Consider the following 26,117-nt stretch of genomic DNA (forward strand, 5'->3'; position numbering starts at 1 on the left):
TTTCATTCCGGCTCTACAGCATCCATTTGTTATGATGATAACCGTGAATCCAGTACGCTTTGCGCCTGTGAAAGAGCAATTCTGTAAGGATTCTGTTTACACGGTTATTATAACCCTGCATGTCAGCTAGAAATCGTTTGAGGAATGAAATGCACATATAGCGGAATGAAATGCCTTTAAAGTCGCATAATTTGCCGAAACTCCTTGGCCTTACTGCGACTCACCGGAATTTCTGCTTCTAGTCCACGCAAGCGCAAGAGATACGTATGATTGAACCAAGGTACAATTTCACGGATTTGCGACAGATTAACCGTATACGATCGGTGACAGCGAAAGAAGTCCTGCTGCGGCAGGCGGGCATGAAATTCCGAAATGCTCATCGGCATCGTATATTCTTCGTGCCTTGTAAAGACACGAGTTACCTTTTCCTGCGCACACGCATAGTAAATATCGTTTGCATCCGTTACGATAATTTTGTCATTTTTCAGCAGATTAATACGCCCCGGAGCAGCAACGGTACTGGTTTCAGCAGCTCGGGGTTGCCCAGCCTGGACAGGTTCCTGTATTTGAGCGTTTCGCTGCTCATAAGCATTTTCGAGCTTATGCAGCATGGATGCGATCCGTTTTTCATCATATGGCTTGAGAATGTAGTCGAACGCCTCCAGTTCAAAAGCCTGCGCCGCATGTTCTTTATAGGCGGTCGTAAAAATAATATAGGGCTTTTTAGCAAATTTGCTAATGTTCTGTGCCAATAGCATCCCGTCCAATGAAGGAATGTTAATGTCCAGAAAGATCGCATCCGTCTCCTGATCTTGCAGAAACCGGAATACATCCAGTCCATCCTCGAAACTATCGGTCACCTCAATACTGCTATGAGTCTGAATAAGATACTCCAGCTCTTCACGTGCCGGAAGTTCGTCTTCTACAATTATGGCCTTCATGACTTCTCCTTTGGTATGTCAAAATATACTTCGGTGCCCGGATCATGTTTAAGAATAATGACTCCTTCACCGTACATAAGCTTGAGTCTTCTGTGCACATTGTACAAGCCGATCTGTTTAGCCGGAACTTGATCATAATATAGGTTATCCACTACATCGTCCCGTATACCCACCCCGGTATCAGCTACAGAAATACGCACCTTTTCGCCACGGTCTTTTACAGAAATGGTTACTGTACCTGGCCCTTTTTTCTTGAGGATTCCATGATTAATCGCATTCTCAACTAGGGGCTGGATAATTAGGCTCGGAATACGCACGGACACCTCATCCATTACATACTTCACCTGAAGCCGATTGCCGAAGCGAGCTTTTTCAATTTCTACGTAATCCGACACCTGTTGAAGCTCCTTGTGAATTTCGATCAAATCATCATTCAGCTCCAAATTATAACGCAGATAGCCTGACAAATTGATAATCAGCTCTCGCGCCTTATCCGGTTTGGTGCGCGTCGTTGAGGCAATGGCATTCAACGCGTTGAACAGAAAATGAGGGTTGATCTTCGTCTGGAGTGCCTTTAACTCGGCCTTATTCGCCGCTTCCTTAATTTGCTCCACACGCGACACTTCCATTAACGTGGAAATGATCTGAGACAAGCCGATCGCCATCGTCTGCAACGGATACGTGATTTTATAAGCTTTTCGGTAGTAAATCTTTAGGGTTCCGGTTACTTCTCCCCGCTCCTCTAACGGGATAATGAGCAGAGACTGGATTTGGGGCGTTTTGTCGTCAGCAATATGGTTGCGGATCGTGATTTTACCACTGCGGATCGTCGATTTAGTCACATCGCTAATAATTTCATCCCCGATATGATAGCGTTCTTCGCCAAATCCGACGTAAGCCAGTACATCTCGGGTATCCGTAATCGCCACCGCGTCTGCCTTGATGTCTTCTTTTATAATCGAGCAAATCGTATGCAAGGATTCCGCATTAATCGAACGAAAATAAGGCAACGTCTTGTTGGCAATATCCAATGCCAGCTTGGCCTGTCTGGCTGCGATATTCTCCTTTTCCCCCTCTACACTTTGGATCAATAGAACGATTAAACCAATACTGACCTCTCCGATAATCATCGGTAGACCGATCTTGGAAACGATGTCCACACCAAGGCCGTGAGGTTCTGCCATTACCAGAATGAGCAGCATCGTCAACGCTTCACAGACCATACCTGCGGCGATACCAACCAGCCATCTCTTGGAACGATTGACCCGGCGACCGATATATCCTGACACCACACCTGCCAGAATACTTGTAATCAGACACGGAATCGAGGTCACTCCCCCGATATCAATTAGATAACGATGGATCCCCGATACAATACCTGTAATGATCCCAACCCAGGGTCCGAACAAAATACCGCCCGCCATAATTGCAATGATTCGAACGTTAACCAGCGAGCCTTCAACTTCAATCCCGGTGTAGGTACCAAACAGGGCAAACATACAGAAAATCAATGTTAGTAAAGTCAGCTCTGCCGGAGAATGACTGTTCTTCTGCAAGGTTTCCTTAAATCGGGGGATACGTGTAATAAAAAACAAACAAATCAGCAACAATGCTGCGCGCTCAAAGAGCTGCATCAGCATTTCCAGCAAGGCGTTCACATGCGTTCCTCCCAAATAAAAACGGATATGCCTACATAGGTTGTATTAATAAAAAACCACTACTCACATATTTCAATTCCTACCCTGCCATTACGGGCACGAATAAGTACCTTCCCGCCAATCGGATATGTAAACTGCGGCGTGGTATGACCAAAATCAGCATCTGCAATCACCGGTATAGAGGCCAATTCTCTTTTCGAGCGAATGATTTGCCGCAGCAATTCTTCTGTCATATGCGAAGCCTTCTGAAATCGACCTATGATGATTCCTTTAACCTGATCAAATTCAGGCTGGTGCAACAATGATTGCAAATCCCGATCAAATGTAGCGGGAGAGCTTTCGTAATCATCCTCAACAAACACTATAGTTCCTTTTAGACTTGGCATGTATGGGGTTCCCTGTAACAAATTCAGAGTACACAAGTTTCCGCCCACAATCGTACCCTCTGCTTCGCCTTCATGAATCGCATATGGACCCGCATTGCGGTGAAAGCTTCTTTGATCCTGATCCAGATACCAAGCATCGTCACTCCACTCTGGCGACGATTGGATTTGAATGCTTCCCTCTTCCAACATTAACCTTTGAAAATAAGTCGTCGTATATTCATTTCCTCGCAACATGGCGAACGTCAAAAAGTGAGGTCCTGCATACGTGATAAGCCCTGTTCTGGCATAAATCGCATGGCTTAACGCCGTTATATCCGAATAGCCACATAATCGTTTAGGATGAGCGCCGATCAGATCATAATCCAGATGGGCTAGAAGCTGATTGGCATTATAGCCCCCAATTGAGGTCAGAATGCCCTTTACCTTTGGATCGACAAAAGCTTCGTGCAAGTCAGCTACTCTAGACTCTATCGAAGAAGATGCAAAGTCATCGTTTTCCAGCACATGCTGCGAAAAACTCACTTTAAACCCAAGCGCCTCCAGTCTACTCTGGGCAATCAGTCGATTTTCCTCAGAAACAATAGACAAGCTTCGGGATGGCGAAAGAATGCGTATCTCGTCTCCAGCTTTTAATTTAGGTGCTTGCTTTCCCATCATCATGGTCATTCCCCCTTGTTACAAAGCATTTAAACTGCCACAAATTATACCATCAACTTCCATCTAATTATAGCTTCTAAAACTTCCCACTTCATTGCCTACTTCCCAATAAGAAGTAAAAAACCGGGGATACCGCTTGTTAGCGATAAGCCCCGGATCTCTAGTCCGATGATGATGCTTTTCGGTTATTTACTTTTGTCGATTTCACTAGAGCTGTTGTTCTCATTCTGATCATGGACCAGCTCTTTCAACTGAATAATCAATGCCTCCAGCTCACTAAATCCCGCCATCATATTGGAAGTTATATTTTGCTGCTCTTCTACTCCAGCCAAAATTTGTTCAGACGCTGCACTTGCTTGTTCTGTCACACTGGAAAATTCCATCATCTCTTGAACGACCTGAGACGAAAATTGTTGCATACTATTCGTACTGGACTCTACCTCCACAGCCTGCACCAATACTTTATTGGCATTTTGCAGGATATCTTCCAGTACAATTTCAGTCGAATGTGCCGACTCCATGCTTTGCTGTAATCTTTCCTGTCCCATGTCAAATTGGCTTACGACGGAATCCATCTGAGTTCTCAGCTGCTCCAAAATACCCTCCATCGCCACTGAGGTGTTCCCAACCATTTCAGCCAAATTACGCACTTCTCCAGCCACGATCGCAAATCCTTTTCCATGCTCTCCCGCTCTGGCGGCCTCAATGGATGCATTCAAGGACAGCAAATTGGTTTGCTTTGAGATTTGAGTAATATCTTTGAGCATGGCAGACATATTGTCACTCTGCAATTTAAACTCATCCAATTCTTCTTTGGTACGACTCATCACCTGACCCAAATCTTTAATTTGAGATGTTAATGCAAGCAGTTGACTGCTGCCTCTACCCCCGGCATTTTTCGTATCTTCGGAGAGCTGCTTCAGCTCCCGGGAATGATCGGCAACCTCGCGCACATGCCGATCAGACTGAGCCAAGTTATCGGTTACCTCAGTGATATTCGAAGCCTGCATCTCTACCCCTTCGGCAACCTCCTGAAACCCGATGGCGACTTCATTCGTCACAATGCCTGTAGCATCCACTTGATTCCTGAATCGTTCTGTAAAGCTATGTAATCCCGCTACAGCTTGCCTCACTTGCTCAAACAGAAATTCAATACGTTGCCTTGTGGCATCCATATTTTTATTTTGTTCCTCCGTTATCTTAAACTGCTTTTGGTTTAACACCGATACCACTAGCAATAGTAATCCAATCAGCCCTACAATAATAAATTCATGTACATAACGCAAAGAACCGGTAGCTGGCAGAGTTGCAGGCGTACCGATCGTAATTTGTATAAAAATATTACATAAATTTAAAGTCATAGCTACCAGAAAATATGGATAAGATGGGTAGAGTAGCAACAATGAACAAATAAAGATCGTAGTCACTACCTCCACACTAGATAAGTTCACAAATATACATATTAATGCACTATAAAATGTAATAATCCAAGGAATAAGCCGGATTCCTATCTTTTGTATATTCAGAATCGTCAAAACTGCCGCGACTACTAATCCTACACCGCTAGATATCCACATCGAGGGATTAGATATTGCCGGGACGATGCTGCTCAAAGTCATAATCCAAAAAATAATGATCACCAATTTGTTTCTTTGCCACAACAATTCATTCGTTCTGTCCATGATTGTGTACGCGCTCCTTAGAGATATATTAGGTATTTATAAAATAAAAATGTAAATGCCATACTATATATATCGTCATATCAGAACGCGTATTGAATGATGGTCGTACTTTAAAGACAAAAACCGTCCCCCTAACAGGGAACGGTTTTAATTCACGGTTTGATCATCTTCTTTAATTGGCAAACGTTTAATGTGCCTGCTGAATCCATTAAGATTCCTTGTTTTCGGAAGCCTCTTCAGCACCTTCAGTTGCCGCTGCATCACCTTCCACAGCAGCATTTTCTACTTCGACTGCACGCGGAACGATCACGGATGCCAGCAACTCCTCTTCAGAGACATGCAGCGTCACGCCTTTAGGAAGCTTCAAGTCGCTTGCGCTCAGCTTGTCGCCAATATCCAGTGCGGATACATCCACTTCAATAGTGGACGGCAAGTCAGAAGGCAAACCTTCAACCTCGACTTCTGTTTCTTGAACTTGCAGAATACCACCTGATTTTGTACCTACAGGCGTACCCTGATAATCAATCGAAACACGCACGCGAAGCGGTTTGTTTTTGGAAATTTTCAAAAAGTCGGCATGCAACCATTGGTTGTCACGCTGTTGATAATCTTTAATAATGACTGGAATCGTTTCTCCGCCTTCTACTGTGAGATTAAAAACCTCTGAACGTCCGGTTCTGATTACTTTATTAAATTCCTTGGCATCGACATGTACAGAGGTTCCCTCGATTTCAGAGCCGTAAACCACAGCTGGAATCCGTCCTTTTAACCTCAATCCACGAATGGCCGAACCCTTCTTCTCTGTTCTCGGCTGGGCGGTTAGTTGAATACTTCCTCCATTAGAACTCATGATATACAACCTCCTTCAGGTTACCTTACAAATGATTTTCCTCCAAGAATCTTGCTTGTTTACCAGTCGTACTACAGAATATAAGCCAGCAAGCTGGCAAAACTAAACAAGTCCATAATTCTATTTTACCCCTTTTTTCTGAAACTGACGCACATTTGCATAAAAAAATAGCATTCTTCGAAATGATCGAAAAATGCTATTTCTCGTGTATATATGGCAACCAGGCATACAAGTCTATCCCGCCCGGTTATCGTTAACCAGTAATAAATATTCCTCTCTGCCACTATGAATCAATACCTGCATCACAGACTGGGTCGGATCTACATCAATATATCGATCTGCCTCCACATCCTTGGCATCCCAGTGATTCAGGCGGACAATGTAGCCAATTCGCTGTACATCAGGAGCCACCCGAATGCGGGCTACTGCCCGACCATCATCCCAATTGTGAAATTCAACATGTCCGTCCTGGTGTCCGGTGCCCCATACCCACACATTCCAGCCAGAGTATTGCCGGTCTGCACGCTCGTAGATCAGTTCAATCGTACGAAACGGAATAACCGCTCTATCGTTTCCTCGCTGGGCATCTGTCATTGCTGCACCTGCAATCTCTTGATTCGTCCCCTCATCCAAGCCCTTCGTTTCGTTATCCACTTGCTCGTTAGCTTGATCTTGCTCAGTCAAAAAGGAGGCTTGGGGAGGTCCAGCCTGATCATACAACACCATCATCGACCAGCGCGATACAGTCACACGATGGCCTACCACTTCATAGCGTGTCTCATTCCCGGCCCCGTGTGCATCCACGACCACATGCCAACGATCCGATTCCGCAGGCAATGATATTGTCTGCTCTGTATCCGAACCGTTATAAATCACCACAATATGATTCCAGGCATCGCCGTTAGCATGATGCCTCAATGCAAAAGCCACCACATGCCCACTGCTTTGCAGGACTTCCATATGCTGCTCCACCAGCTCACGCTGATCCATACGGAATGCCGGGTGACTGCGCCGCAAAGCAATTAAGCCCTGGTAGTAATCAAACACGGATCGAAACCTCGCCTTGTTATTCCAACGGATGGCATTCACTACATCAGAGCTTCGGTAGCTGTTATGGTCTCCATATTTGGAACGCAGCAGTTCATCCCCTGCATGGATAAAAGGAATACCTTGCGATGTCAGAATCATGCCGTTAGCCAACAGAGACTTACGTACAGTTTCGTTTTCAAGTAGGTTACTTTCATCCAGTTCCTGATACGGGTCTGCTTCAGCTACGGCTTGTTCGGCTGTCCTTCCATCTTTGGGGTTCCCCTGCTCCCATTGCGGAAAACGACAGTTCTCCCGTACATGTCTCACCGTCAAAATTTTATCCCACAAATTGAGATTATCGTGGGCCGTTACATAATTGACGGTCTCAGATGGATGAGCTGTAAAATCATAGATAGCTCCAAAAGCACCTTGAAGTACCCGTTCCTCCTGATTTTCCGCCCCCGTGGCAAACCCATTCCCGGTACCGTCGCTATCTCCCTTAATGGCAGAGCGGTAATTGTCGTTAAAAACGGCAAAGCCCTTATCCCGCTGCGTTCCTTTTAATGTAAGCAAAGGCTGCGGGGACTCCCCACCCGTCCAAGGCTCACCATAGATCAGCAGATCGGGACGTATTTCAGCGCGAAGCTCTCGGGTAAGCTGCTCTACAGTCGGTGTATCAATTAACGCCATCAAATCAAACCGGAAGCCATCTATGTGATATTCCTCTGCCCAATAGCGTAGTGAATCCTTGATATACTTGCGCACCATCGGACGTTCGGTTGCCAGTTCATTACCTACACCTGATCCATTGGTGAGCTTCCCTTGCTCATCCGTACGGTAATAATATCCTGGTACAATCGGCTCAAACGGACCCTTTTCCACCGAATACGTATGATTGTACACAACATCCATAATGACACCAATGCCAGCAGTATGCAGAGACTGTACCAGCCGTTTCAGCTCTCGTATACGCATCTCCGGGTCAGCTGGATTGGAAGAGTAAGATCCCTCCGGCACATTATAATGCTGCGGATCATAGCCCCAGTTATATTCAGTTCCTAATTCCGAAAAGTCATTCACCGTATGAAAGTCAGCCACTGGAAGCAAATGAACATGTGTAATGCCCAGCTCCAGCAAATGATCCAGTCCGACACTGTTACCCTCGGCATCCATTAATCCTGTATACGTAAAGGCTGCAAACCGCCCCTGAGCAGTAGATAAATCTTTTATACCCGCATTAAAATCGGGGTCCATCGAAAAATCACGCACATGAAGCTCATAAATAATAGCATCTGTCGTACGCTCAAGAACGGGTCCCTCATCCTGTTCCCATCCATCCGGGTTCGTTCGATCCAAATCAATGATAGCCGTACGTTGCCCGTTGGCTGATACCGCTCTGGCATATGGATCGGTAGCATAATGAATGCTGTGGTCCGCCCACTCCAGCCTGTACATGTAATAATATCTGTTCCAGTCGCCCTCCAGCTCTATAGACCATACTCCGTGACCATCACGATTCATGAGAAATTCCTGACCACCGCCGTGCTCCTGAACGATTCCTTCCTGATCGTACACCCCTGCGTCGGTATACAACGCGATATGAACCTGCTGTGCAGTCGGTGCCCATACCTTAAATTTGCTGCCCGCAGGCGTATAAGTAAGACCCAAATCATAGCCTTCATATATGGGATATGCTGTGTGCTCAAGTCCCTTGAGCTGATTGAAATCAGACATTCCTGTTCACCACCCATTTCTATACATCGGCTTATAGCCTCTGTTCATCCATCATTTATGATGTTTATGACTTGTCAATATACCTCAGGATTTGCAAAATCCTCACCTCATAGGCTATCAAAATAAGACAAGCTTGAAAAGCTGGATGATTTAAATAAGGATGACGCTCCCATTTCAACACGCACACTCCATTTTATGACAAAACGATGAACAGGCTACAGCTTTCGCCTTCAAAGCATCACATTTATTTCCCAGCTTTCATCACGTTCAGGAGAGTCGGCGGTTATCCATTTGAAAAATTTCGTCAGCCATTCGCATAGTGGAGCTTCGATGCGAAACAAGGATAATCGTTTTGTCTTGCTGCTGTTCTTTTAACGATTTTAAAATAATCGCTTCGTTCAAACTGTCCAAATTGCTAGTTGGTTCGTCCAACAGTAAGAGGGGCGCATCATGAACAAAGGCTCTGGCCAGCCCCAAGCGCTGGCGTTCTCCCCCAGACAGCCTGTCCCCCAACTCTCCGACTCGGCTGTCATATCCTTGAGGCAATGTCATAATAAAATCGTGTACTGATGCCTTACGGGCTGCTTCCACAACCTGTTGATGTGTAGCATCCGGCTTTCCAATTTTGATATTAGCTGCAATGGAATCGTCAAACAGGAATGTATGCTGATCGACGTAGCTTTGCACGCTTCTCAAATGTCGGGTCTCAATGTCCTTCAAATCGTGGTCAGATAGTAAAATCCCACCCTTCTGCGGGTCCCTGAATCGCATCAGCAACTTCAGCAACGTTGACTTGCCGGACCCACTTTTACCCTGAATACCTATAATTCGCTTGTGTGGTATCGTGAGACTTACATCATTTAGCACCGTTTGACCATCGTATGCAAAAGTCACCTTGTCTATCTGCGCTCCAGTAAAGCCAACGGTCATTCCATTCATATTTTCTTCTACCTCCGGGCTCTCCTCCAGCAGACTTAGCACTCGCTCCCCGCTTGCCAGCGTTTGAAGCAAATTGTTGGACAAATTGCTCAGTGCGACCACCGGACCAAATGAACTAAACAGGGCAATGACTGAAATCAGCATACTTGTAAAATCCATCTGTCCTTTAGACATGCCATACAATCCAGCTAGCAGCATCAAGAATGAAAATCCGACTACAGCTGTATCTGTGACTGCTCTTGTGATGCCTTCATGATGCTTCAAATCCTTCTGCTTGGCATCTAACTGATCCGTACGACGGTTAATTTCATTTAATCGTTGTTCCCCTTGCCCATATTGCACAATTTCCTTCATCCCACGTAAGCTGTCCAAAAAATAACTGCTCAGCTGGCCGAAGCTGCTCCGGTATTCCATCCCTTGGCGCTTGCCGATACGTGACGTAAGTAGGGGAATAAACAAACCGACGGTTATGTAAGCAAGCGCAGCGATCCAGCCTAGTAAAGGCTCATAAGAGCCTATAAAAAATACCATGAGCAGTGAAGTGATGATGCCAATCATAACAGGCGCTATCGTATGCGCATAAAATACTTCCAGCAGCTCAATATCACTTGTAATCAGCGATATCAGATTCCCTTTGTCCTTGCCTTCAAGCTTGGCTGGAGCCAATCTGCGCAAAGCTTGAAGCACCTTGTCTCGCAGCACAGCCAGCAGCTTGAAAGCGAGATAATGACCACTCATTTGCTCGCCATAACGAAATACACCGCGCAATACAGCACATAGCACGATGACAGTCAGCAAAAATGTCATGCTGTAGCCTGTCGTGATGCCCGTTGCTGTCAGTAGGGCAAGGGCCCCATATACAATAATGCCAATAGCACACACAAAGCCGAGCACTCCTGTAACAATCGTGATGAGCAGCACAGGTAAAAGAGGTCCTGCCAAGACCAACAATTGACCCATGATTCGTAAACCGGGTCTACGCATATACAGCACCCCCTTTCACAAACTGTTCCATCCGATGCTGACTGAGATACATCTCCGCATAATGTCCCTGCTGGCTCAACAGCTCCTGATGTGTTCCGGATTCTGCCACCAAACCATTTTGCAGCACATAAATACAGTCGGATTGAATTACATTTTCCAGTCTATGAGAGATGAGAATCACTGTTTTTTGACCTGCCAGTGCATGTATGACCTCCATGATTCCTTCCTCACTCTCGACATCAATGTTAGAGGTAGCCTCATCAAAAATATATACATGACTGTCGTGCAGCAACGCTCTGGCCAGTGCTAGCCGTTGACGCTGTCCTCCTGACAGATTAGCTCCCTGTTCTTCTATCTCTGCTTCCAATCCTCCTTCGGAGAGAATAAAATCATACAGCTTCACTTGCCGCAACGCCTCCAGCATTTGTCGCTCATCCGCGTGCTCATTGCCCATTCTTAGATTCGCTTCTACGGTGCCTTTAAAAATATAGCTGTTAAAACCGATCCAGGTCATATGACGCATGCGGCTTTCTTCCGAAATGAAGGTCAGTTCGGTTCCTCCGATCGTCAGGCTTCCTTGATAACCCTCATGATGTCCAACGATCAATCCGGCTACCGTACTTTTACCTGAGCCTGATTCTCCAACAATGGAAACGAAGCTGCCTTGAGGAATGTCCATGGTTATATTACGCAAGGTATCTCTTTCGTCGTAAGCAAAATTTACCCGTTCCAATCGAATGTCTGTAGCTTCTATGCTTTGTTGTCCTTGTACAAGATCCTCTGTACTCAACATTTCGAATATTTTGTCACTTGCTGCCATTCCGTTCATGGCAATATGAAAGTAGGAACCGAGCAGACGCAGCGGGATGAAAAACTCTGCCGACAGCAACACAATGATGAGTGCTCCTGCCAAGCCAATATGACCCGAAGAATATTCGTTTACCGCGACCAGCACACCTGCGGCGGCACCACCAAATGCGATAAGATCCATGACAGCTACGGAGTTTAACTGCATGGTCAGGACTTTCATTGTCATTTTGCGAAAATCCTCAGCCGCTGTGTTCATTTCCTGATGTTTATTCTGGTCTGTCCCGTAAATTTTGAGCGTGGTCAGACCTTGTACATTTTCCAAAAAGCTGTGGCCCAAATTGACGTAGCTGCCCCAATATTTCCGAAACAGCTTTTTAGCCATCCGCATAATAACAATAATGGACACTGGAATTAAGGGAACGCAGATCAATAGAATGATAGCCGCTTTGAAGCTGACAAAAGAGAGGGTGATGAACAACGTTACAGGTGCAAGCAGACTATAAAATAGCTGAGGCATGTATCTACCAAAATAGGTTTCAAGCTGCTCCACCCCTTCTACAGCAACCTGAATAACCCCTGAGGTGGAGGTATGATCCGTATAAGAGGGTCCCAGCTTTAACAGCTTGCTGTAAATCTGCGAGCGCAGCGTTTTTTTAGCATTGATTGAAGCCCGATAGGACAACATACTGGATGCATAATTACTCAGGAAGCGAACGGCAATGGCAGCAATAACAATGACTGTCATGGATAGAATTAGCTGGCGAGTTACTTGTCCTTCCCATGCTTGCTGCATCACAAAGGCCATAGACAAAACGGCGGCTATACTCCCTAAAAGACCAATCCACTGTACGAGCACACCCAAGATGATATATTTTCGGGAATGCTCCACCAGGCCTAGTAGACGACTGTCGACCATTTTAGACCTTTTTTTCGGAGTAGGGACGGCTTCAGATGAAGACGGAGTTTCCGCCTTACCTTCCCTCACAGTTCCGACTCGAAATATAAAATAATAATATTTGAACAGGATGACCAAAACGATGAGCGCCTTGCCCCACACAATGGGGGTAAAGATAAAGCCTGTAATCAGCATAGCTGACGCTAAGCCCAATGACGTAATTTTTGTAGACAGCTTCAACGACCTGGTTTGTACAAAACTCTCCAGATACTTATGATACAAAGATGTATTCGAAAACCACTGATGAATCCTTTCAGACCCCCGCATAAAGAAAAAGGTTGCCAGCAGCAGAAACGGTGTAGTCGGCAGCAACGGCACCACTACGCCAATCACTCCAAGCGCCAAAAATAAAAACCCTAAGGTAATATAAATCGGTTTCACTGTAATCCCCCTAATATATATACTGTTAATGATATCTTATAGATAATGATAATCATTATCAATATATATAATTTAGTCAGGTTGTTATGTGATGTAAATCACGTATATAAAAATCCTCTTGAAGTTCAACTCTACAGAACACTTTCGTGCTCATATAGATGTTTTGTCTTCAAGAGGATAATCGAAATAAGTGCGTGTTATTACGTTGTTTTACGAACTTATAATATCATATTGCTCCAATACCTGCCGATGTAACGGGTCATCTGCAGGTATGGACGTATAACGTGTCAGCGCTACACTCACCCCTTGGCTGCGAATCATCTGTTGAAGCTCAACCGCTTCGGGGTCTTCCGTAATATCAAATTTACAGGCAGCAGCCATTCCTAACGCCAGGTGTTTGGTCGGGATGCCATACTCCTGTGCTTGCAGCGCGGGACGTACGAGACGGTCGTTGGGAGACAGCTTGCGCAGCGGTGAACGTCCGACCCGAGTAACCTCGTCTGTCAGATTAGGATTGCGGAAGCGATCCAAAATCTTAGCGATGTACTTCTTATGCTCCCCTTGATTCAAACCGAAGCGCTTCACAAGCACCGCTCCTGTTTCCTCCAGCGCCCCGTGTATGGAGTCCACCACCTTGGTATCCTTCATGGCCTCCTGGATCGTGGCATAACCTGCGACATAACCAATATAGGCTGCCACGCAATGGCCCGTATTCACCGTGAACAGCTTGCGTTCAATGTAAGGCTCCAGATCCTGCACGTAAAGAATGCCTTCAATCTCTTGATGATCAGGAGCCATTTGCGAGCGATCTACAACCCACTCGTAAAAAGGCTCTACCTGCACATGCAACGGGTCCTCATGATGCTGAATCGGCACAATCCGGTCTACAGCGGCATTGGGAAAATAAACCGAAACCTCTGCCTTGGCACGAGTCGCCTCATCCAGTAGCGCAAAAACATGCTCTTTCAGTTGGGCGCTGCCTCCAATTGCATTTTCGCAAGCAATCACATGCAGCGGGGCTGCCCCTCGCTCTACCCGCCGCGCTATGCCCTCGGCAATACCTGCTGCAATATGCCTGAGGATGCTAACCCCTACCGCGGTCGTGACCAGATCAGCATGGTCTACCGCGTCCGCTACAGCCGATGCATCTCTACCGTCAATCGCGGTTACATTCGTAACTGTCTCCGTATCCTTCGTGTCATTCGCCAACTCTACCGTATACTGCTTGCGGCGGCGTAACTCAGATACAAGGGTCTCGTTGACATCTGAAAAGACAACCTCATAGCCTGCACGCGACAAAATCAGCCCAATAAAGCCACGACCGATATTTCCTGCTCCAAAGTGAACGGCTCTCATAACTCCAGCTCACTTTCGAACAGATCTATAATTTCCTGTGCGGTCACCGCGTTGCGAAGTTTGTCCATATTCTCTTCCTCCGCACATACCACAGCGATACTCGTCAAAATCTCCATATGATCGCCGCCTTGGGCTGCAATACCAATCACCATGTATGCTTTTTCTTCCCCGAAATCTACGCCTTGCGGGAACTGAACGATGGAGATACCAGTGGATTGAACAAGCGTCTTGGATTCCTTGGTACCATGTGGAATAGCCAGCCCGTTCCCAATATAGGTGGATACGATCTCCTCGCGTTCAAGCATCTTGTCAATATACTCACTTGTAATATGTCCTGCATCCAGCAGAATTTGTCCTGCCATACGAATCGCCTCATATTTGTCTTTGGCGGTTGCGTTCATTTTTATTTTGTCTATCGTCATAATACTCACGTTAGATTCCTCCCTGTCCCTAATTTACTGTGGAAAAATTCAGCCAGCTCACTCGATATATAGTTGGCAATCTGATCCCTGCTACCGTGTTCCAGTAGCGTAATCATGTCTTCCTGCAACAGTAATGCACTAATCTCGCTCAATACCTCCAAGCTTTCTTTCGGCAACTCACGAGGTCCCAACATCAGCAGAACGCATTCTACCTGCTCATCTACATCCGCCAGCAGCGGCTCAGCCAGCCTATACAAGGTCAGCGAAGGCTGGCGAACATAGGGACTGCGCGTATGAATCAAAGCAACGGAGGTATCAGAAATCACCTGACTCCCTTGACGCTCTCTTTCTACAAGTTGTTCAGCAACAACAGAAGGCTCTGTGACATTTCCCCGCACTGCCTCCAACATGCAGATAGTCTCTATAGTGGCTGACATATCCATCCCTCTATTTTCCAGCGGGTATACTTGAAATTGCTGTACAATGTGTACAATCTCCTCAAGGCTTTTCCGTAGACCGGTAAGCCACTCCATGCCCTGGCCGGGCTGAACAGCCTGTTCCTGAGGATGGTCATTGAGTTGATTGAGTGTAATATGCTGGATAAAATGACGCAGACGGTCACTCTCCTCTTGCGTCAGCAGCGGACTGATTTTGAGATAACGATCCGGTTCAAGCGGCAGCTCCACTGTCGAAATGATCAGATCATAATCCTCCTTGGGAATTCGCGTCGCCTCGTACCATGAGGCCCTATCCACGATTTTGATCTGTGGCAGCTCCTTGGCCAGTCTGGTTGCCAGAAGTCTGGAAGATCCAATCCCGCTCGTGCAGACTACGATCGCTCGCACCTCCCGTTGCAACTGTCTCAGCCGCTCCAGCGAAGCGCCAAAATGCATGACCAGAAATCCGATCTCTTCATCTGGTACTTCCATTTCGGTCATATCCGCCGCAGCCTTTTTGACCGAATCGAATAAACTGCCGTAATCCTTGCGGATTTGCTGAAGGAGGGGGTTGCGGATGGACCTCCCTTCCCTCAAACGTTTGAATACTGGAGTCATATGGGCAATCAGCCCTTCACGCAGAACGCGGTCCTCTGCCAATGGTGTGCCAGTCTCTGCCTCCACACGACGAATCAACTCATGAACCGACTCCAGCAGTACAAGATCATCCAGTGGCAGCAAGCGGGTGGAATGATCCTCAGCATCACGGAACAGCAGCCCGAAATAACATCGCTCCGATTCTGGAAACTCAATATCCAGCGCTGCTGACAATTCTCCACATATGCGTTCCACCATAGCTGTGCGCAGCATGATATTCTCCTCTGAATCTGTTTTCGAATACGAGAGACGATGATCTACAACGTACCCAAGCCGCAGACGTGCCAGCGAAACGCAAATTTGAATCAGCAACTCCATATATTTGCTTTCCACCATGTTTTTCAGCCATTGATCATGAGGCTGCCAAAGGGCATTTTCCACGGTTAGCAGGTTCTCCCTACCCATCATCTCCATCAACTTTTCAGTGACACGTGTCACTGAACGAAGCTCCTCTCGACCGGAAAACAGATCCGATTCATCCAAATATTCGAGAGCCAGCTCAGAAATCGCCCGTCTTTTGTCTATCTCCCGTCCTGTAATCTTGACACCGTATCCTCGTCTGCGCACAAGCACGAGCCCTCGATCTCCGATCCATCCTTGTAATTCGTCCAGATCATGACTGACCGTAGTTACTGTGACTTTCAAATCCGATGCCAGCGCCAGTAGCTTGATCGGCTCCTGTGTATCCAGCAGCATGCACAGCACTACAATTTTTCTCTCCTCAGCGGAGTATTCGTCTGACTTCGTATGCAACAATTGCTCCCGCAGACTTGCAAGCTGAGTCGGGCCGGCATCCACATAGATACCGATCCCTGATTTTTTCTCCAGCTTTACCTCATGAGCCGCCAACCAACACTCAACTGCGCCAAGTTCCCGATGAACCGTCCTTGTGCTGACATTGATCTTCTCGGCAATTTCCCCGGCCGTAACCTCTTGGGGCTGCTCCAAAAGATACTCTACGATGTCAGATTGTCGTTTCGTAATATTCATAAGCGCATACCGTTCCTTCCCAAGCTCTCATCCCATCCAGCAGGAAATACAAACTGTATACAACCGGCCTGACTTTATAGGGATTAAAAGTCGGATTTCAGCCGTTCAACCAGCGCTTCGTATTCAGGGCTTTTCAGAAAATTGTCAATGGAAATGTGTTCAGCATTCGGGGCTACCGTTTTAGCCCGGTCTGTCAACGTTTTTTGCGTAATGACAATGTCCGCATCCTGTGGAATTTCACTGATTGCCGTATTCGTTACCGTAACGCCCACGCCCGCCTGTTTCATTTTTTTGCGTAAAATTGAAGCTCCCATGGCACTTGAACCCATACCTGCATCACAGGAAAAGACAATTTTGTTCACTTCGGATTTATCCTTGAGCATTCGATCTGCGGCAATCTCAGCAGCACGATCAGATGCGTGGTTATCTTCCATTACAGTGGCGTTAGCACTTGCACCCTTGCTTTGATTTTTCATATCTTTCAGGCGGGATGCAGCTTCCTCCAGCCCCTCTTCCTTTTGCTTACCTGTCTTGAGCAATACTGCGGCCACAGCAAAGGATACGACCGCAGCAGCGACCACACCGCTCAGCATCGGCAAATATCCGCCTTTTGGTGTCATCAGGAAATAAGCGATGATACTGCCTGGTGAAGGAGCAGCAACCAGTCCGGCACCTGTTAACATAAAACAGAAAGTCCCCACAACGCCCCCTGCTATAGCAGCAAGAATCAGAATCGGCTTCATCAAAATGTAAGGGAAATAAATTTCATGAATCCCGCCGAAAAAATGAATGATGACTGCACCAGGAGCAGACGACTTCGCAGATCCTTTACCGAACAGGCAATAGGCCAGCAAAATACCGAGCCCCGGACCAGGATTGGATTCAAGCATGAACAAAACGGATTTTCCTGTTCTTGCAGCTTCCTCTAGCGCAATCGGGCTCAATACTCCGTGATTCAATGCGTTGTTAAGAAATAATACTTTTCCGGGCTCAATAATGAGGTTGACAAGCGGCAAGAGCCCTGCATTTACGAGAAACTGTACCCCTGTCGACAATACTTGGCTGATGGTTTGAACGACCGGGCCAATCCCCACATGAGCGAGTAGTGCTAGAATGGCACCGATAATCCCGGCCGAGAAATTATTGACCAGCATTTCAAAACCTGATTTGACTTTGCCTTCAATGGCCTTATCGAACTTCTTCAATATCCATGCAGCCAGCGGACCAGCTACCATCGCACCCAGGAACATCGGGATATCGGCCCCCACAATGACACCCATCGTCATAATGGCACCGATCACACCTCCGCGCTGTCCGTGAATCATTGTGCCTCCTGTATAACCAATCAATAGCGGCAGCAAATAATTTTTCATCGGATCAACCAGTTGTGCAAAACCCTCGTTCGGAAACCACCCGGTCGGAATAAAAAGGGCCGTAATTAATCCCCATGCGATAAAGGCCCCCATATTGGGCATAACCATACCGCTGAGAAAACGGCCAAAACGTTGTACGGCGACACGAGCGCCACCGCTTGAACTGGACTTTGTGTCCACTGTGCTCATATTCATATCCTCCTTGTGAGTAAATAGCATCACTACCTTTTCTTAAAATTCATACTAAATGACAGCGCTATCTTCATCAACGAAATGAAAACGTACTTTCGTCATGAACGTTGATGACAACATTTAAATTTAAAATAACGGACAACGTATTATACCTGCATAATTCTTCTTAATATGACCGATAACAATAGAAATTAGTCGAAAAAACAGTGCTGTAAATCTGCACCTTATATAGAGGAGCTCACCTCTAAATCTAATAAATCGACGTAATTACGTCTTCTAAAAGACAACAAAAAAATAGCCGCCATGTCAGATCATAGCGACTATTTTATACACAAAACGAGCGGACTAACGATGCTTTTATTCAATTCAATATCCATATAAAAATTTAGAATAAAGCGCTAATATTCCATCTTATATTGCTCATTATTGTTCATCCGAAATCAACTGCTCGTACTGATCCGCAGACAGCAGCTTGCTCAGAGCCTCCTCGACATCATTGCCCATCTCTACTTCAATCATCCAACCCTTTTCATAGGGAGATTCATTCACCAGCTCAGGTGTGCTTTCCAGAGCTTCATTTACTTTCAATACGGTTCCCGCCACCGGAGCAAAAAGGTCGGATACGGTCTTCACCGATTCAATTGTACCAATCTCTGCCCCCTGTTCAATCGTTGCTCCCGCCCCAGGTAATTCCACAAAAACAATATCACCCAGTTGATGCTGTGCAAAGTCTGTAATGCCGATCCGCAACGTCCCGTCTGCTGTGCGCTGAACCCACTCATGTTCGTCTGTATACCAAAGTTCCCGTTTCACTTCACTCATCCTGCTTTCGCCTCACTTCCACATGAATAAAATGCTTTTAATCACCTGTATTAGACAGGTTAAGATTATGACAACATGAACACTCATGTCAATAATACTAACAAAAATACTTCATGTTATCTCATATAGCATAGAATATTAAAAAATGATAACTTGTAACAAACGCTTACATATCCTTATTTATACATTAAATGTTTTTTGGATTGTTTTATATGACATTTTTATTGACATTTTGAATGAATTTGCGTATTAATGGGTTATAGCAAATGCTTTTGGAAATACCCCGACAACTGCAAACGCGGATGAACGCGGAGGGAGAGACTACCCAAAAGATTCGCATAGCTGTTGTCGTTTCTGAGACAGTGTGCACGCGAACTCGGATCAAGTTGTTACCTGCAAAACCGGGTAACCTACCGTTGATCCAAAAGGTAGCGCCGAAGGAGTAAACTTGCATTGCAGGTGAATCTCTCAGGCAAAAGGACCTCTGCCGGACGCATCTCTGGAGAGCATTCGCGATTAGAGCGGATCACCCAAGGGGAAACCTGGTTCACACCGGGGTAACTTTCTGGTATCAAGGACAGAGCTGAAAGAAGAGTATGGACTGCCGTCTATACGTTTCTTTCAGCCTGTCTTTTTTGTTTAGCCGATTACACTGGATAGGAGTGAAAAAATGTCTAATTTGCGAAGAACACCATTATTTTCGTCTTACGGGACGCAGCCCGGGGTTCGTTGTATTGACTTTGGCGGGTGGGAGCTTCCCGTTCAGTTTAGCGGCATCCAAAAAGAGCATGAGGCCGTCCGGCAACGCGCGGGTTTATTCGATGTCTCGCACATGGGCGAGTTTTTGGTTGAGGGCAAAGAAGCCGAGGCTTTTTTGCAATGGGTAACCACGAATGATGTCAGCCAGTTGGAACCGGGCCAGGCACAATATTCACTCCTGTGTTACCCCGATGGAGGCGTAGTGGATGACTTGCTTGTATACTGCAAAGGACCAGAGCGCTACATGCTCGTTGTGAATGCCTCCAACATCGACAAAGATTGGGATTGGCTCATGCGCCACGTACCTGCATCGGTTCATCTGGAGAATGTGTCTGATGCGATCGCATTGCTGGCATTACAAGGACCGGAAGCAGCACATATTGCCGCAGCCGTGACAGATGCAGATATTACGAATCTGGCATCTTTCCGATTCCATGAGAACGTGCAATTGTTCGGAGCAAAAGCACTCGTCTCCCGAACCGGATATACCGGGGAAGACGGTTTTGAATTTTATATACCTGCTGAGGAAGCACCCGCCGTGTGGAATGGTTTGCTTCGTTGCGGTGAATCGTATGGGCTAATTCCCGCTGGGCTTGGTGCTCGCGATACACTGCGGTTTGAGGCACGGCTGCCGCTGTACGGACAGGAGTTATCTGCCACCATTTCACCGCTTGAGGCTGGTTTAGGTTTCTTCGTCAAGCTGAATAAAGGAGATTTTATCGGCAGAGAAGCACTGCAACACCAGAAAGAACAAGGAATTCCTCGCAAGTTGATCGGGCTGGAAATGATTGACCGCGGTATCCCGCGCGCTCATTATCCAGTCTTCGCGGAAGGCCAACACATTGGTGAGGTCACAACGGGGACTCAATCGCCCACCTTGAAGCGTAATTTGGGGCTAGCCCTGGTGGACAGTCGTTTTAGCACCCTATCTACACCGCTGGAGGTCGAAATTCGAGGTAAACGCCTGCGTGCGGAAGTGGTCGCAGCCCCTTTTTATAAACGGCCACGCTGATCCTAAATCCTCTTCATTTCAAAAAAATGATCATGTCAGATACGAAATTCTGGATTTTCCAACTACGATTATGTATTAGCTAATTTACTATCTAAATTTTGCTTTTCGAAAGGAGCCAGAACTTATGAAGCAGCATCGCTATCTCCCCATGACCGAACAAGATCAAACCGAAATGCTGCGTGTGGTGGGCGTATCATCCATTGATGATTTATTCAGTGACATTCCAGAGGCAATTCGATACCAAGGGGAACTCCCTCTTTCCTCTCGGCTCGACGAAAGAGCCCTAACTCGCCACATGGCCGAGCTGGCCGGGCACAATGCCAATACAGATACACATGCCAGCTTTCTTGGTGCAGGTATTTATGATCATCATATTCCGTCCGTCATTCAGCACATCACCTCACGTTCCGAATTTTACACAGCCTACACCCCCTATCAGCCGGAAGTAAGCCAGGGCGAGCTGCAAGCCATTTTTGAATTCCAGTCGTATATTTGCGAATTGACAGGCATGGCAGTAGCGAATGCCAGCATGTACGATGGAGCGACAGCTCTGGCGGAAGCGGGCTCACTGGCCGCCGCAGCCACGCGCCGTAAACAGCTTATCGTATCAAGGTCTGTCCATCCAGAGGCACGCCAGGTATTGGCAGCCTATGCGCGCGGATTGGACTTGGACATCGTGGAGATCGGCTGTTCGGACGGCGTAACGGATGTCGATGCGCTTGCCGCGGCCGTATCGGAACAGACGGCGGCTGTCTTGATCCAAAGCCCCAACTTTTTTGGAGCCGTGGAAAATCTGAAGCCGATGGCTGACCTCATCCATGCACACAAGGGGCTAATGGTCGTCAGTGCCAACCCGCTGGCACTTGGCTTGCTGGAGGCGCCCGGTAAGCAGGGCGCGGATATTGTTGTAGGAGACGCGCAGCCGCTTGGGATCTCGTCCTCCCTCGGCGGTCCGACCTGCGGTTACTTTGCCGTTTCTCAGGCACATATGCGTCGTATCCCTGGGCGTATCGTAGGCCAAACCACAGACCGCAACGGCAAACGCGGCTTCGTGCTGACCTTGCAAGCGCGGGAACAACATATCCGCCGCGAAAAGGCCACGTCTAACATTTGTTCCAACCAAGCGTTGCTTGCTTTATCTGCATCTGTGTACTTGTCTGTCATGGGTAAACAGGGTATCCAGGAAGTAGCCGAGCTGAATTTGCATAAAAGCCGCTATGCGTTAGAACAATTGCTGAGCTTGAATGGCATAACTGCCTCGTTTCACGCACCGACCTTTAACGAGTTCGCCCTTAGGCTGCCTGAAGGTACGAATATGAGCAAACTTCAGGACAATCTGCTAGCTGCTGGATTTATCGCAGGCTATGATTTGGGCCGGGACTATCCGGAACTTGCTGGTCACATGCTGATTGCCGTGACGGAGCAAAGAACCAAAGAAGAGATTGACCAATTTGTACACACCTTGGAGGGATTGCTATGACACACACCGGACCGGACCAGAAACAAGAGCTGTTGAAGGAACACGATCAAGCGCTCATTTTTGAATTGAGCCGTCCGGGTCGCATCGCTTATTCCCTTCCCGAGTGCGACGTTCCTCGTCGCCCGGTGGCAGAGCTTTTGCCGGATTATGCGCTGCGCAGCGAACCTGCGGCATTACCCGAGGTATACGAAGTAGATGTTATTCGCCATTATACCGCCCTGTCCCAGCGCAACTTCGGCGTCGACAACGGATTTTATCCGCTTGGCTCGTGTACGATGAAATACAATCCAAAAGTGAATGAGGATGTCGCCCGTTACGCAGGCTTCGCTAAAATTCATCCATATCAGCCGGAGAATAGCATCCAGGGGGCTATGGAGCTGCTGCATACGCTCCAAAACGATCTGGCTGCGTTGACCGGCATGGATGCCGTCACGCTCCAGCCCGCTGCTGGCGCCCATGGCGAATGGACCGGGCTGATGATGATTCGCTCGTACCACGAGGCACGTGGTGAGCGACGTACCAAGGTGCTCGTGCCGGATTCCTCGCACGGTACGAACCCCGCCAGTGCAACCGTCGCGGGCTTCGAAACAATTACCCTCCCCTCCACCCCTGAGGGGCTGGTGGATCTGGACGCGCTCCGCCAAGCCGTAGGCAACGACACCGCTGCGCTCATGCTGACCAATCCGAACACGCTGGGCTTGTTCGAGAAGCAAATTACTGACATTGCCGCGATTGTGCATGACGCAGGTGGTCTGCTCTACTATGACGGGGCAAACTCCAACGCCATCATGGGGATTACCCGCCCCGGGGATATGGGCTTTGATGTGGTGCATCTCAATTTGCACAAAACGATGAGTACTCCGCACGGTGGAGGCGGCCCTGGCGCTGGACCCGTCGGCGTAAAGCAGCGGCTGATACCCTATTTGCCCAAGCCGTTTGTCGTACGTGATCCGCAGGGTGTGTACCGCTGGGATCGGGAGCAGGGAGATTCTATTGGGCGGGTCAAAGCCTTTTACGGAAACTTCGGCATTCTCGTCCGAGCCTATGCCTATATCCGCAGCTACGGTCCTGATGGCTTGAAGCGAGTGTCCGAATGCGCTGTACTCAATGCCAACTACATGATGCATCGGCTGGCTCCGCACTTTGACCTGCCTTATCCTGGGCATTGTAAACACGAATTTGTCATGTCGGGGCGAGGTTTGAAGAAATTTGGAGTACGCACGCTGGATGTAGCCAAACGATTGCTTGATTTCGGTTACCATCCGCCTACCATTTATTTTCCGCTAAATGTAGAGGAATGCATCATGATCGAGCCGACGGAAACAGAAAGCAAAGAGACGCTGGATGCTTTTGTCGACACTATGATTCATATTGCGCGCGAAGCTGAGGAGAACCCTGAGCTGGTGCTCAATGCACCCTATACCACTCCAGTCACACGCCTGGATGAAACCACTGCAGCCCGTAAGCCTGTGCTGAATTGCGCATGTAGTTAAGGTTAAATTCAAACACAACCATCCAAAGCATACAAAAAAGCCGGTATCTGTTGAGATACCGGCTGCTGTATGTATACAGCAATTTTTGTTGGAAAAAGATATAACCTTTGAAAATGTGATACCCTTCCTTATGCTTCGATGCTTTGAACCAATTCAACAACCTGCTCGGCTGTTTGCATATCCAGAGCTTTTGCAGCCAATTTCTCCATGTCCGCACGGGACAACTTAGAGATTTGACTACGTGCTGGCAGAATGGAAGTTGCGCTCATGCTGAACTCATCCAGTCCCAGACCCAGCAGCAACGGAATTGCTGTTGTGTCTCCTGCCATTTCACCACACATACCAACCCAACGTCCTTCACGGTGAGCGGCATCAATAACCATTTTCACCAGACGCAAAATGGATGGATTATATGGTTGATACAGGTAAGAAACCCGCTCGTTCATACGATCCGCTGCCATTGTGTATTGAATCAGATCGTTAGTACCGATACTGAAGAAATCCACTTCTTTTGCGAATTGGTCAGCCAATACCGCTGTGGAAGGAATTTCTACCATGATGCCCAGCTGAATTTCTTCAGATACGGATACACCCTCGGCTACCAACTTTTCTTTTTCCTCCAACAAAACAGCTTTAGCTTCACGGAATTCGTTCAGCGTAGCAATCATTGGGAACATAATGCGCAGGTTACCGTGCACGCTTGCACGCAACAAAGCACGCAATTGAGTGCGGAAAATATCCTGGCGATCCAGACACAGACGAATAGCACGGAATCCGAGGAATGGATTCATTTCTTTCGGCAGATCCAGATAAGGAAGTTCTTTATCTCCACCGATGTCCAAAGTACGGACTACAACCGGTTTGCCTTCCATTCTTTCCAGAACCGTTTTGTAAGCTGTATATTGTACTTCTTCGGATGGGAGCTTGTCGCGTCCCATGTACAAGAACTCCGTACGATACAAGCCAACGCCTTCACCACCGTTGTCTAGAACACCAGCTACATCGTTAGGCGTACCAATATTGGCTGCCAGTTCGACATGGACACCATCGACGGAAACCGTAGCTTCGCCGCGCAGCTTACGCCACTCTTCGCGTTGCTTGTCATATGCCACTTGTTTAGCGCGGTATTCTGCAACGATTTCTTCGGTAGGATTCACGAACACGTGACCATCCAGACCATCGACGATAATCAAATCGCCGCTTTTAGCTTGAGACAATATATTTTTTGTTCCTACAACAGCAGGAATTTCTAATGAACGAGCCATAATAGCCGAGTGTGAAGTGCGTCCGCCGATATTCGTTGCAAAACCCTTAACAAATTCACGGTTCAGTTGAGCTGTGTCAGAAGGTGTCAAATCTTCTGCAAGTACAATCGTTTCTTCGGCAATTTCTGCAGGGCTGACAAAATGAACACCAAGCAGATGATTAAGCACCCGTTTGGTTACATCACGCATGTCCGATGCGCGTTCTTGCAAATATGCACTTTTCATGTTCTCAAACATGGAAATAAACTGTGTAGCTACTTCATTCAAAGCATAGTCAGCATTAAGCTGCTCGTCTCTGATTTTAGCTTTAACCGGATCGATCAATTCAGGATCATTCAGGATGAGCAGGTGAGATGCAAAAATTTCTGCTTTTTTCTCACCCAGCTCACGAAGCGTTTTCTCCTTAATCGATTCCAATTCGGTTTGAGATTGTGCCAAAGCCGCATCCAATCTTGCGATTTCAGCTTCAACATCACCAACCGCGCGTCTCTCTACAGCGTAATTCGGATGCTCCAAGATAAACGCCCGGGCAATGGCTATGCCTGCCGAAGCGGCAATCCCGGAAATTTTAAGCATGAATTTCGCCCAGCCCTTCGTTAACGATTACATTTTCAAGAGCTTTCAATGCTTCAGCAGCTTCAGCGCCTTCGCAGATAATGTTAATAGTATCCCCTTGTTCCAGACCAAGAGACAATACACCCAGAATGGATTTCAAAGTTACTTTTTTACCGTTAGCTTCGGCGAAAGATTCAGCACCGCTGAATTTGTTAGCTGTATTTACCAGCGCAGTTGCAGGACGTGCATGGATACCGTCTTCATCCGTAATTCTAAAAGTTGTTTGCATAATTTGTTC

Annotated in this window: 18 protein-coding genes and 2 riboswitches; of the genes, 3 read left to right on the forward strand and 15 right to left on the reverse strand. The window is 47.1% G+C overall.

The window, feature by feature from the left end; all coding sequences use genetic code 11:
• Positions 1-176 precede the first annotated feature (176 nt).
• From HFD99_RS04945 to gcvH, 13 genes are all read right to left on the reverse strand, one after another.
• Positions 177-941, reverse strand: a complete 765-nt coding sequence (locus HFD99_RS04945) for a LytR/AlgR family response regulator transcription factor (protein ID WP_013372559.1) — start codon at positions 939-941, stop codon at positions 177-179.
• Positions 938-2,599 (reverse strand): sensor histidine kinase, encoded by a 1,662-nt coding sequence (locus HFD99_RS04950; protein WP_185094033.1) that lies wholly within the window; start codon positions 2,597-2,599, stop codon positions 938-940. The genes HFD99_RS04945 and HFD99_RS04950 overlap by 4 nt, the downstream gene beginning before the upstream one ends.
• Positions 2,600-2,658: 59 nt before the next feature.
• A complete protein-coding gene (locus tag HFD99_RS04955; RefSeq protein ID WP_123797524.1) occupies positions 2,659-3,645 on the reverse strand; it encodes a S66 family peptidase in 987 nt (328 codons plus the stop codon).
• Between the two features lie 182 nt (positions 3,646-3,827).
• Positions 3,828-5,324 carry a methyl-accepting chemotaxis protein gene (locus tag HFD99_RS04960; RefSeq protein ID WP_123797525.1) on the reverse strand — a complete coding sequence of 499 codons (1,497 nt, stop codon included), beginning with the start codon at positions 5,322-5,324 and terminating at the stop codon, positions 3,828-3,830.
• Between the two features lie 208 nt (positions 5,325-5,532).
• The gene (locus HFD99_RS04965) at positions 5,533-6,174 is read right to left on the reverse strand and encodes a 50S ribosomal protein L25 (RefSeq protein WP_123797526.1); all 642 of its coding nucleotides are present in this window, start codon (positions 6,172-6,174) and stop codon (positions 5,533-5,535) included.
• Between the two features lie 234 nt (positions 6,175-6,408).
• A complete protein-coding gene (pulA, locus tag HFD99_RS04970) occupies positions 6,409-8,937 on the reverse strand; it encodes a type I pullulanase (protein WP_123797527.1) in 2,529 nt (842 codons plus the stop codon).
• Positions 8,938-9,204: 267 nt separating this feature from the next.
• Complete coding sequence (locus tag HFD99_RS04975; protein ID WP_123797528.1) at positions 9,205-10,860, reverse strand: amino acid ABC transporter ATP-binding/permease protein; 1,656 nt, start codon at positions 10,858-10,860, stop codon at positions 9,205-9,207.
• On the reverse strand, positions 10,853-13,006 hold the full coding sequence (locus HFD99_RS04980) for a DUF454 family protein (protein WP_082218667.1): 2,154 nt from the start codon (positions 13,004-13,006) through the stop codon (positions 10,853-10,855). The genes HFD99_RS04975 and HFD99_RS04980 overlap by 8 nt, the downstream gene beginning before the upstream one ends.
• A 210-nt stretch (positions 13,007-13,216) precedes the next feature.
• Positions 13,217-14,362: a mannitol-1-phosphate 5-dehydrogenase gene (locus HFD99_RS04985; protein WP_025365591.1), complete on the reverse strand. Its 1,146-nt coding sequence runs from the start codon at positions 14,360-14,362 to the stop codon at positions 13,217-13,219.
• Positions 14,359-14,793, reverse strand: a complete 435-nt coding sequence (locus tag HFD99_RS04990; RefSeq protein ID WP_025365592.1) for a PTS sugar transporter subunit IIA — start codon at positions 14,791-14,793, stop codon at positions 14,359-14,361. The genes HFD99_RS04985 and HFD99_RS04990 overlap by 4 nt, the downstream gene beginning before the upstream one ends.
• Positions 14,790-16,868, reverse strand: coding sequence for a BglG family transcription antiterminator (locus HFD99_RS04995; RefSeq protein WP_025365593.1), 2,079 nt, complete (start codon positions 16,866-16,868; stop codon positions 14,790-14,792). The genes HFD99_RS04990 and HFD99_RS04995 overlap by 4 nt, the downstream gene beginning before the upstream one ends.
• 83 nt (positions 16,869-16,951) lie before the next feature.
• Positions 16,952-18,430, reverse strand: coding sequence for a PTS mannitol transporter subunit IICB (locus HFD99_RS05000; RefSeq protein ID WP_025365594.1), 1,479 nt, complete (start codon positions 18,428-18,430; stop codon positions 16,952-16,954).
• A gap of 426 nt (positions 18,431-18,856) precedes the next feature.
• The gene (gene gcvH, locus HFD99_RS05005; protein ID WP_016819056.1) at positions 18,857-19,255 is read right to left on the reverse strand and encodes a glycine cleavage system protein GcvH; all 399 of its coding nucleotides are present in this window, start codon (positions 19,253-19,255) and stop codon (positions 18,857-18,859) included.
• A gap of 407 nt (positions 19,256-19,662) precedes the next feature.
• Positions 19,663-19,736: riboswitch (glycine riboswitch) on the forward strand.
• Positions 19,737-19,749: 13 nt separating this feature from the next.
• A riboswitch (glycine riboswitch) is annotated at positions 19,750-19,846 on the forward strand.
• A gap of 79 nt (positions 19,847-19,925) precedes the next feature.
• On the opposite strand from gcvH, the gene gcvT reads away from it, so the two are divergent.
• From gcvT to gcvPB, 3 genes are all read left to right on the forward strand, one after another.
• Positions 19,926-21,026, forward strand: a complete 1,101-nt coding sequence (gcvT, locus tag HFD99_RS05010; protein ID WP_016819057.1) for a glycine cleavage system aminomethyltransferase GcvT — start codon at positions 19,926-19,928, stop codon at positions 21,024-21,026.
• 124 nt (positions 21,027-21,150) lie between these two features.
• Entirely contained in the window at positions 21,151-22,506 is a 1,356-nt protein-coding gene (gcvPA, locus tag HFD99_RS05015; protein ID WP_016819058.1) for an aminomethyl-transferring glycine dehydrogenase subunit GcvPA, read from the forward strand.
• Positions 22,503-23,999: an aminomethyl-transferring glycine dehydrogenase subunit GcvPB gene (gcvPB, locus tag HFD99_RS05020; protein ID WP_016819059.1), complete on the forward strand. Its 1,497-nt coding sequence runs from the start codon at positions 22,503-22,505 to the stop codon at positions 23,997-23,999. The genes gcvPA and gcvPB overlap by 4 nt, the downstream gene beginning before the upstream one ends.
• A gap of 128 nt (positions 24,000-24,127) precedes the next feature.
• Here gcvPB and ptsP read toward each other — a convergent pair whose 3' ends face one another.
• Complete coding sequence (gene ptsP, locus HFD99_RS05025; RefSeq protein ID WP_016819060.1) at positions 24,128-25,840, reverse strand: phosphoenolpyruvate--protein phosphotransferase; 1,713 nt, start codon at positions 25,838-25,840, stop codon at positions 24,128-24,130.
• Complete coding sequence (locus tag HFD99_RS05030; protein ID WP_007431597.1) at positions 25,833-26,108, reverse strand: HPr family phosphocarrier protein; 276 nt, start codon at positions 26,106-26,108, stop codon at positions 25,833-25,835. The genes ptsP and HFD99_RS05030 overlap by 8 nt, the downstream gene beginning before the upstream one ends.
• Positions 26,109-26,117: the final 9 nt, after the last annotated feature.

This window comes from Paenibacillus sp. EKM301P (assembly GCF_011800295.1).
GTDB lineage: Bacteria > Bacillota > Bacilli > Paenibacillales > Paenibacillaceae > Paenibacillus > Paenibacillus polymyxa.